This window comes from Anaplasma platys, from assembly GCF_012790675.1.
In the GTDB taxonomy this organism is placed as follows: domain Bacteria; phylum Pseudomonadota; class Alphaproteobacteria; order Rickettsiales; family Anaplasmataceae; genus Anaplasma; species Anaplasma platys.
In genome coordinates this window covers 538,588-547,322 of the sequence record NZ_CP046391.1, presented here as the reverse complement: position 1 = coordinate 547,322, position 8,735 = coordinate 538,588, and the positions used below count along the sequence as shown (strand labels likewise).

Genomic DNA, 8,735 nt, shown 5'->3' with positions numbered 1-8,735 from the left:
GAAAAGCTTAAGTACTTGGCTTTGAAGGATTTGGTAAAAAGCTTATATGCCAAATGGAAGCCCAGTGTTGTTTTAATAGAAGAAAGGGCCAGTGGTTATCAGCTAATACAGGAGCTAGATTCCATCATTCCTATTTTGCCTTTTAATCCAAGTGGAAGTAAGCTTGCACGTTTAATGAAATGTGTGCCCATCATCCAAGCAGGCTATGTGTTTTTTCCAGAGTACGCTGTGTGGTTACAAGATTTTGAATGTGAAATCTGCTCATTTCCGTATTCTGCACACGATGACCAGGTCGACAGCATGACTCAAGCTATATTATGGGTTCAAGAATCTTTTGTTGCAGGGTTTGGTCTCAGAGAATTATGAAATGCCTTTCACTTTGCATTATGGAACACAGACCCGAGTCGATTCTTCCACTAGATGAATTTTTGTCGTGTGTGTTTTTGTACTGAACTCTTTGTGAATACCGAGCACATTCATCCTTCTGTGTTGATTTATAGCTTACTTTCCATAATATATATTATGTGATTACTGATTATAATGAGTAATATGCATGCCCCTCGCCTACTAACTCGGCAAGAAACTCTTTTCTAAAATTTCTCGAACATGACGGAAGACTGTTGTACTGGTGTGAATCAGATAATGCGATCAGTAATGCACGAGGATCTGAATGTACCTTTCCATGTTAAAAACGAAGACGTCAAACCTTTGTGGTGGGGTTGCGACCTGTTATATACTTGAAATTCAAGAAATATGTATTTTTACGATTGCGCATCATTGCAATAAGTCGCTCTTCCTAAAAAATCTGGCTTTGCTAAAAAAGCCGCTGGTTGTAAACAAGCCTTATCTTCTTCTTAGTTGTGAAGATGAACCATCCCGTACAAACTATACAGAGCACTCATCGAGCATGCAGAATCGATTTTCTAACGTCTTCTACAAGATATAGAACTCTGAACCCTCATAATCGAGATGGTCTGGAGCGTGGGGCTTATAATGGAAGTTTATCGTATTTTTCTTGCCGCAATAATATAATTCACCCCAATATCACGGTCACTCAGCAACCACTTGTTCTCCAGTACTTTATAAACTATCCCCTTTATATCCTGGATAATGACTTCATTTTCCTGGAGAATTTCATAAATTTCTGATGGCTTTACGAATTTTTTCCATGTATGTGTTCCCCGCGGTACCCATCCCAGCACATATTCTGCCGCGATAATACCTAGAAGTAGAGCCTTTATGGTCCTGTTGAGCGTAGAAACAAAGACTATTCCACCCTTTTTCAATAGCTTACATGAATCTGCTAGTAAACTGCTCAGAGAATTTGCATGCTCTACTACCTCCATTAGGGCAATAGCATCGTAACAAATGCCCTTTTTGTCTTCACGAAAAGCATCAACATTTGTCGCGTGATACTCTATATCTAATCCTCCTTTCTTTGCATGATCGCGAGCAACACTTATCCCTTCCTCTGAGGGATCTATTCCTGTCACTTTCATTCCTAATTTAGCTAAGGACTCACAAAGTATCCCCCCACCACAGCCTATATCAAGAAATCGCAGTTCTTTTATCTCACGAGGAAGGTGTGCAAGAATATACTTAACTCTTAAAGGGTTTATCTTGTGCAATATTTCAAAATTTTCTCCAGTCCACCACATATCAGCAAACGACGAGAACCTTTTTACTTCCTCATGATCAACGCTCGTCATGCTTTTTCGTTCCTCATATAGTTCTTCAGTATACTTGCAGATTTCAGAAAACGGGCACCTATTTTTATCCCCATTATATGAACACTCAACAACTCAAAGCTGAAGCAGCTCTTACATGATGTTAAAGACTTATGCAGAAAAGGAGACACGCTCCCCTAACGACGTTGCTTTACATATATAGAATAACGCAGTTGAACCGCTACTTCACTGCAGCATAAGCATCCCTTATCTTCTCAAAGACGCTCTTATAAAGGCTGAGCTTACACAAGAACTTCTCAACCCTATCCCTCATTAGCCTAAACTGTCTCTCAGAAATCTCACCAGACTCGAACGCTTCTATGACATCACACCTAAAGGACTCAGCATAAGCCCTAGTGGCATCCAAGTTCCCTAAAGTGGACTCTATAATTGAATCCGGATCATCATAGCCCATGTCACCCTCTTAGCAAAAACCACCAAGGTGAGCAATACCCCAAAACCGCATCGCAGCATAACCCCAGAAACACCGCAAAGCAGCTCGCACCACCCAAGGTGCTAAACACAGCAGGTAATACACTTGAAAGGAGATATTGTAAAGAAAAATATGGGTAAAAAAGTAAAAAATAATAGCCTGAGAACGACTTTGACCTTAGTATTGCTGCACGTCACAAGCGGTGAAAAGCTTGTTGTGTTTAGAGAGTTCATGATAAACAGTTACATAAGGTGTTTGTAGTAAACAAGATTTTTATCTCTTCTGACCATGCTGGAATAGAATTAAGACAGGTTTTGAGCTCATATCTTGAGAGTTTAGGGTGCACCGTGGTGGACTGTGGATGTGACCCTGAAGGGAGTGAGTCAGTTGACTATCCAGATTATGTCCCAGAAGTAGTAAGGAGAATTTCTGATACGAGTTTTGGAGTTCTTATATGTGGAACGGGTATCGGAATGAGTATCGCTGCCAATAGACATCGTAACGTTAGAGCTGCTCTTTGTTTCAATATGAGTTTTGCAAAACTCGCGCGGGAACACAATAACGCAAATATTCTTTGCTTCGGCTCACGCTATATAAGCCAAGACACAGCAAAAGATGTTATGCATGCCTTTATAACAACCAAATTTCTGGGTGGTAGGCACGCCATCAGAGTTCAAAAGCTTGGATAGCACCCAGCTGTATCATACTTGCTTTATTGTGAAAACGACCACAGCTAAGGCAAAACAATAGCACCTCCTGTAAAAAACGTAGGCAAAGCCTTCCCCATCGAGACATTTCACTACCCAGAATCCCCTCCCCGAAAAAAAACGGAAAACCGCCTAAGATAACGCCGCGATAGATCCTTTAATGAGCTCTACGGACTTAGAAAAAGCATCCTTTTCGTTATCGGACAGAGAATACTCGATAACCTCTTCTATCCCATTGGAACCTATCATTACTGGAACACCAACAAAAAGCCCGTCTTCCACACCATACTTTCCTCTGAGACATGACGAACAAGGTAAAATGGTCCTAGTGTCCATTATAAATGACTTAAGCATTGCAAAACAAGCAGCTGCCGGCGCACAAAATGCAGACCCTTTCTTGAACAATTTCACAATTTCTTCACCGCCTTTTCGCGTTCTTTCAACTATGGCTTTAATATCGGCCTCACTAACTCTATGACTTTCTATTAAGTCGGCAACAGATCCACCTCCAACCGTAGAATGCCTAAGTATAGGTAGAATCAGGTCGCCATGTCCACCCAACACCATCGCCGACACACTACTAACAGAAACGTTCATGTGCCGCGCTAGAAAGAAAGAAAATCTGGCGGAATCTAGTATTCCAGCCATTCCCACGACTTTATTGTCTGGCAAGCCAGAACATCTGTGCATATGCCAGACCATGGCATCCAAGGGGTTTGTTACTACTATAACAAAAGCATCAGGAGCGTACCTTCCAATGCTCTTCGCGACATCTCCTATCACGGCTGCATTGGTGAGGAGCAAATCTTCTCTGCTCATGCCCTCTTTTCTAGGTAGTCCAGCAGTGACTACGATAGCATCAGAACCTTTGACCGCTGAGTAATCAGCGCTGCTTTCCATATGAACATCAACCCCCATAGCTGTCAAGGCCTGCCCTATATCAAGCATCTTTCCCTTGGGAAAACCTTCATCAACATCGACCAATGTGATTTCTCTCACTAACCCGGAAGACCCAAGCATATACGCCAGCATTCCACCAATGTTTCCCGAACCGACCAGTGAAACCTTGACTCCGTTGGAAGATTTTTTCATGTCACAGACAAGTAAGAATATAAACCTCTATAGTCTAGCAAACCGCACTATATTGTCAAATAATCTAAGGCATAGCAGCCCATTCTGTTGCGACGCAAAACGCCTTATAGTCACCAAATGAACACCTGTGCTTGTGTAATTTCACACAGCATTTCGTAACTACGCCTTCATATTCTTTCTTTAAAAAATGAACCACATCAGTAGCCGCACTTTCTAAAAGATCGTATTTTTTACTCGTTAGCAAGCCGGCTACCTTATTTCTTGCGGCTTCATAATCAACAAACTCTCCATTCTTATATATGTAGGACACATCCAAACAGACAATCACTTTCTGCTTCAGCACCCTTTCCCAGTTATAAACGCCTATGTCCATATTTACTATAAGATCTTCTATTTTTAGATGGAATATCACAAAACTCTCCAAAATAAGAGAACACTTGCAATAAAATGGCACTTTCGCAGGATTGTCTAGAGGAATACACCAATGCAGGAAAAAATACGAAAAGTAATGGAATGGGCTTCGAATTTCGTTCTCTACCCCTTCGGGCGCCCTAAAAAGTATGAGGAAGGCGAGCTACACTATATGTCTGGTACAAGAAGATGTATCAGTGCGCTTATTGACCTCGTATTGGTAGCTGTAGTACTTCAACTTGTGCATGGTGCATTCGTATACGTTTTTCCTAGAGATGAAGCAACTTTCAAAGCCGTAGAAAAATACAAGATGGGAGGAACGCTTAGAGAAGACGAGGCCGCGATAAAAAATGTGTATTTATTTAAAGTAATCACATTGCAAGCCGTGCAGTTGGTAATGGTCTACCTTTACTTCGTGTATTCATGGGTCAAATTTTCCATGACAATAGGCGGGTTTTTAATGAGAATTCAAGTAATAGACGAAGATTCTCTTGAGGCAATAGGAGTAAAACAAGCTACAAAAAGGTTCCTATTCGTCATGCTTTCAGGCTTACCATTAGGTATCGGCATTTTTTGGTCAAATTTCGACCCTAGAAAAAGAGCTTGGCATGACATGCTAGCAAAAACTGTAGTGGTCACAATAAGCAGCTTAGAGAAAAAGAAGGAGTCGTTGGGTAAGTGACGCCGTGCAAGTGTGCCTTTTTAAATCTCCTCTTGCCCTGTGTTTTTTATCTCGGACAGTGATGCTATGCAGAGTTAATATTGCCGGCGCAGAGATGAGGTTTTTAGCGCTTAAGCTCTGCTCTCCTTCAATTACACTTCTCACTGCTGTCTTGAGTCCTGAAAATGAAAAATCACATCCCGGTCTGTCCACCAATGCTCTGGGAAAATGGAACCTATCTCCCCTCCCTCTCAAAGCCATTTTTTCAACTATAATTCCCCCTGGATATCCAAATCCCAACATGCGAGATACCTTGTCAAAAGCCTCTCCCAAGGAATCATCTATTGAGCCACCTAGTTTAGAGTAAGATCCCACATCACGCGCCATCACAAATTGACAATGCCCTCCAGATATAATGAGAACAAGGAATGGAAAATCTATATCGTGACAAATTCTTGCTACTAGAGCATGTGCTTCTAGGTGATTAACAGCAACAATAGGTCTCTTAGTTACATATGCTATAGCTTTAGAGAACATGACTCCCACTATAAGGGAACCGACAAGGCCAGGTCCGGTCGTTACCGCGATTGCTGCCAGCTCGCTGAACTTTATTCCGTTATCTAGCACGGTGTTTTCAACCATTTTGTGCAAAAAGTCAAAATGGGCCCTTGCGGCTATTTCTGGCACAACTCCCCCAAAGGAAGAATGCTCTTTTTGAGATAAAACTTCGTGTGACATTACCCTTCCACTATCTGTCAATACAGCAACAGCAGTTTCGTCACAGCTCGTTTCTATACCTAAAAGAATGTTCTACACAACTCCTCCTTGCGAAAACTATTGCAAACTGTACATGCTTATGGCGCATCAATGATCCTAGCTTCATGGTATATCCATGATAGCAAGGTGTCCACTTGCCACAACTCGCTACAGACGTGACAGTTATGTCTAAAACGTGGCAACAGCTTACAAAGCCACTTGATAGTAGTCGATTTTACTATTCATAAACAGTGCTCCCTTCACTGAATTTCATTAGCAATAGAACAACAATGCTCACCGCTTAGAAGCACACTTATGGTACTTTACGAGAAAATGCATACCTTACCTCGGCAGATTAGAGCCGGACAAAGTGTCGACGGACGTCACGGTACCAATACCACCTACTCTGCTGCCAGCATTCCCTCCTCTCTGTAGAACTTTTCTGCCCCCTTATGCAACGGCACTGGAAAATCAGCCGTATTCATAGACCTTCCTCCTACCATATCAAGGAGAGTAAGTTCTCTCAATGCTCCACTTATTTCACGAAGCTTTTCCAAGTTTGAAGCCATAGATCTGACTACTAAATAAGCCATTGATTCAGGCAGCGCATCGGTAGCATACATACATGCTCGATCGGTGATAGTTAATATATCACCTGGAACGCTTGCATATATTTTACCTGGAATGACCCCTTGGTGATAGTAAGGATGCTTCTTCAGGAACTCTTCTATAAAATCGCGTTCAAAGGGAATTATAGTTGCATTACAGGTTGCTTCTGCAACTTGCATCAAAGCATTAGGATGCCCAATAAAATCGGAAACTACATCTATTTTACCATCACATAATGCTTGCACCTGTTCCGAAGGGGCAAAATCTGTAGTCACGAGAAAATCATCACTGGTCCAACCCTTTGCTTTTATAATACTTAGCAGCGCAGAGCGAACACCAGTTCCCGCGGCTCCTATGTTTACTCTCTTTCCCTTAATGTCACTAAGCGTTTTAATGCCAGAGTCGCTTCTCACAATCAAGGTTAGGTACTCCCGATGCAAGAATGCCAACAATCTGAGGTTTTTCATTGGCGGAGTACTTCTATACAGCCCCTTTCCCGTATAAGCGTAATATCCTAAATATGATTGCGCCGCACCGACATCCATTGCTCCTCGCCTAATAGAATTAAGATTATAAACGCTACCTGATGTAGACGACGTTGAACAAATAAGCTTCTTTCCAGGGTTTTCCATTCCATAATGCGCGACAACAAACTTACACACTCCTCCACCAATGGAGTAGTACACCCCCATCATCGACCCTGTCCCTATCAGAACAAATTCCCTATTATTAGCTTCTTTTGCCAAAGCTAGATTGCTAAAAAACATAGAAGAAAAGCAACAAAGGGATATAAATCCCACCATTATTACCCGAAGCATACGGAACCTATAAGCACCTGACAAAATTTTTGATCATCTGAGTGAAAGAATCTGCAGATAAACTAGCGCCACCAACGAGAACTCCTGCAACGCCTTTTAAATCTGTTATTAAAGAACATATGTTGTTCTCATTCACTGAACCTCCATACATTACCTTCAGTTCGGGTCTGTGTTCCCTAATTACATGAAGAGATTCTTCTACAATTCTTAAGTCAGGAATAACAGCTCCTCCTATCGCCCAAACTGGCTCATAAGCGACAAAAAAGTCGCCCTTTTCCGGCAGACAGTTTTTGCACTGACCCTTTAAAACCTCAGCATACCGCCCCCCTTCTCTCTCTTCTAAAGTCTCACCAACACATATTACGGGAACGACCCCAGCTTCGATGGCTGCAAGTGCTTTTTGTTTAATCAAGAAATCACCTTCATTTAGTAGACTTCTCCTATCGGAATGACCCAATATGACATACTTGCAGCCAAGACTCTTAAGCATTTCAGCGCTTATCGCGCCAGTGCAGCCCTTTTTGTTATGAAAGCAATCCTGCCCGCCTAGTTCTATGAGAACATTGTCGGAAGTTTTTCTCGGCATAGATGTAAAGGGAGGACATAGTACTACCTTACATTTTTCCTGGAAGCTAGAACCGAAAGGAGAGATGCTGGAAGAGACTGAATCTAAAAAGCTTTCAGCAAGCTCCCTGCTTCCATTCGCCTTCCAATTTGCTACGACGAGAAAGGACATAAGCTCCACAGGCATAAGGGAAGAGAGCCGGCTGCCGGACTCGAACCGACAACCCCCTGATTACAAGTCAGGTGCTCTACCAATTATAGCTAAGCCGGCAAGCCGCCGTGGTTTAATAAAACGCACAGCTAGCGGCACCTATGATATACATGTTGGAATAAAAGTCAAATGGTTAGTTAAGGCCATTTTTCCGGGATACAAGAGGAGTGAAAGACAGATGAACACTGTAACGTCAAGGAAACATCGAGCAAAGAAATCTCTTGGGCAAAACTTCATTCTTGCCCCTTCTATAGGAGAAAACATAGTTTCTTTTGCAGGATGCATCGAAGGCTATGACATAATAGAAGTCGGCCCCGGTTTAGGTACCATGACACAGGCTATTATAAAAGGCGGAGTCCGCAAACTTGTATCAATAGAAAAGGATGAAAGCCTTGCTGCAGTACATAACAAACTTGAAAAAGCCTATCCCAGCTACAAGTGTATATACCAAGACATCCTAGATATTGATATCCGTAGTCTTGAATTAAATCCTCCGATCAAGATGATAGCTAATCTGCCATATAACATATCCGTTGTGCTGCTTCTAAAGCTGTTGGACTCAATACAAATGTTTGAAAAATTGACACTAATGTTCCAGAAGGAAGTGGCAAATAGAATAGTTGCAGTTCCTGGAACAAAAGGGTATTCCACATTATCTGTGCTGGTGCAATTATTGTGTAGCGTAGAAAAAGTTGCAGATTTTCCCCCCGAAGTTTTCTCTCCTGCGCCAAAAGTACATTCTTCAG

At 42.0% G+C, this 8,735-nt stretch carries 11 protein-coding genes and 1 tRNA gene; 4 read left to right on the top strand and 8 right to left on the bottom strand.

All coding sequences use genetic code 11. The features are described from left to right. Positions 1–366, top strand: a 366-nt coding sequence (gene terL, locus ANPL_RS02270) for a phage terminase large subunit (RefSeq protein ID WP_169193172.1), incomplete at its 5' end; no start/stop codon positions are given. A 635-nt stretch (positions 367–1,001) separates the two neighbouring features. Here the strand turns inward: terL and ubiG are convergent. Together ubiG and ANPL_RS02260 are read right to left on the bottom strand one after the other, a co-directional pair. Continuing rightward, complete coding sequence (ubiG, locus tag ANPL_RS02265; protein WP_169193171.1) at positions 1,002–1,709, bottom strand: bifunctional 2-polyprenyl-6-hydroxyphenol methylase/3-demethylubiquinol 3-O-methyltransferase UbiG; 708 nt, start codon at positions 1,707–1,709, stop codon at positions 1,002–1,004. A 199-nt stretch (positions 1,710–1,908) separates the two neighbouring features. Next, on the bottom strand, positions 1,909–2,142 hold the full coding sequence (locus ANPL_RS02260; protein WP_169193170.1) for a hypothetical protein: 234 nt from the start codon (positions 2,140–2,142) through the stop codon (positions 1,909–1,911). 269 nt (positions 2,143–2,411) lie between these two features. Here ANPL_RS02260 and rpiB point away from each other — a divergent pair, with 269 nt between their 5' ends. Next, the gene (rpiB, locus tag ANPL_RS02255) at positions 2,412–2,849 is read left to right on the top strand and encodes a ribose 5-phosphate isomerase B (RefSeq protein ID WP_169193169.1); all 438 of its coding nucleotides are present in this window, start codon (positions 2,412–2,414) and stop codon (positions 2,847–2,849) included. Positions 2,850–2,999: 150 nt separating this feature from the next. On the opposite strand, the gene ANPL_RS02250 is transcribed toward rpiB, so the two are convergent. Together ANPL_RS02250 and ANPL_RS02245 are read right to left on the bottom strand one after the other, a co-directional pair. Further along, entirely contained in the window at positions 3,000–3,959 is a 960-nt protein-coding gene (locus tag ANPL_RS02250) for a malate dehydrogenase (RefSeq protein WP_169193168.1), read from the bottom strand. A 64-nt stretch (positions 3,960–4,023) separates the two neighbouring features. Next, complete coding sequence (locus tag ANPL_RS02245) at positions 4,024–4,371, bottom strand: dihydroneopterin aldolase (RefSeq protein ID WP_169193167.1); 348 nt, start codon at positions 4,369–4,371, stop codon at positions 4,024–4,026. A gap of 72 nt (positions 4,372–4,443) precedes the next feature. On the opposite strand from ANPL_RS02245, the gene ANPL_RS02240 reads away from it, so the two are divergent. After that, complete coding sequence (locus tag ANPL_RS02240; RefSeq protein WP_169193166.1) at positions 4,444–5,052, top strand: RDD family protein; 609 nt, start codon at positions 4,444–4,446, stop codon at positions 5,050–5,052. On the opposite strand, the gene tsaD is transcribed toward ANPL_RS02240, so the two are convergent. The 4 genes from tsaD to ANPL_RS02220 all read right to left on the bottom strand — a co-directional run bounded on the left by tsaD (position 5,020) and on the right by ANPL_RS02220 (position 8,049). Then, a complete protein-coding gene (gene tsaD / locus ANPL_RS02235) occupies positions 5,020–5,826 on the bottom strand; it encodes a tRNA (adenosine(37)-N6)-threonylcarbamoyltransferase complex transferase subunit TsaD (RefSeq protein ID WP_272899052.1) in 807 nt (268 codons plus the stop codon). The two genes, ANPL_RS02240 and tsaD, sit on opposite strands and share 33 nt — an antisense overlap. A 362-nt stretch (positions 5,827–6,188) precedes the next feature. Further along, positions 6,189–7,214 carry a TAXI family TRAP transporter solute-binding subunit gene (locus tag ANPL_RS02230; protein ID WP_236822881.1) on the bottom strand — a complete coding sequence of 342 codons (1,026 nt, stop codon included), beginning with the start codon at positions 7,212–7,214 and terminating at the stop codon, positions 6,189–6,191. Between the two features lie 7 nt (positions 7,215–7,221). Continuing rightward, a complete protein-coding gene (locus ANPL_RS02225) occupies positions 7,222–7,950 on the bottom strand; it encodes a triosephosphate isomerase (protein ID WP_169193164.1) in 729 nt (242 codons plus the stop codon). A gap of 25 nt (positions 7,951–7,975) precedes the next feature. Then, a tRNA-Thr gene (locus tag ANPL_RS02220) sits at positions 7,976–8,049 on the bottom strand. 118 nt (positions 8,050–8,167) lie between these two features. Here ANPL_RS02220 and rsmA point away from each other — a divergent pair. After that, a partial coding sequence (gene rsmA, locus ANPL_RS02215) for a 16S rRNA (adenine(1518)-N(6)/adenine(1519)-N(6))-dimethyltransferase RsmA (RefSeq protein WP_169193163.1) occupies positions 8,168–8,735 on the top strand: 568 nt, incomplete at its 3' end.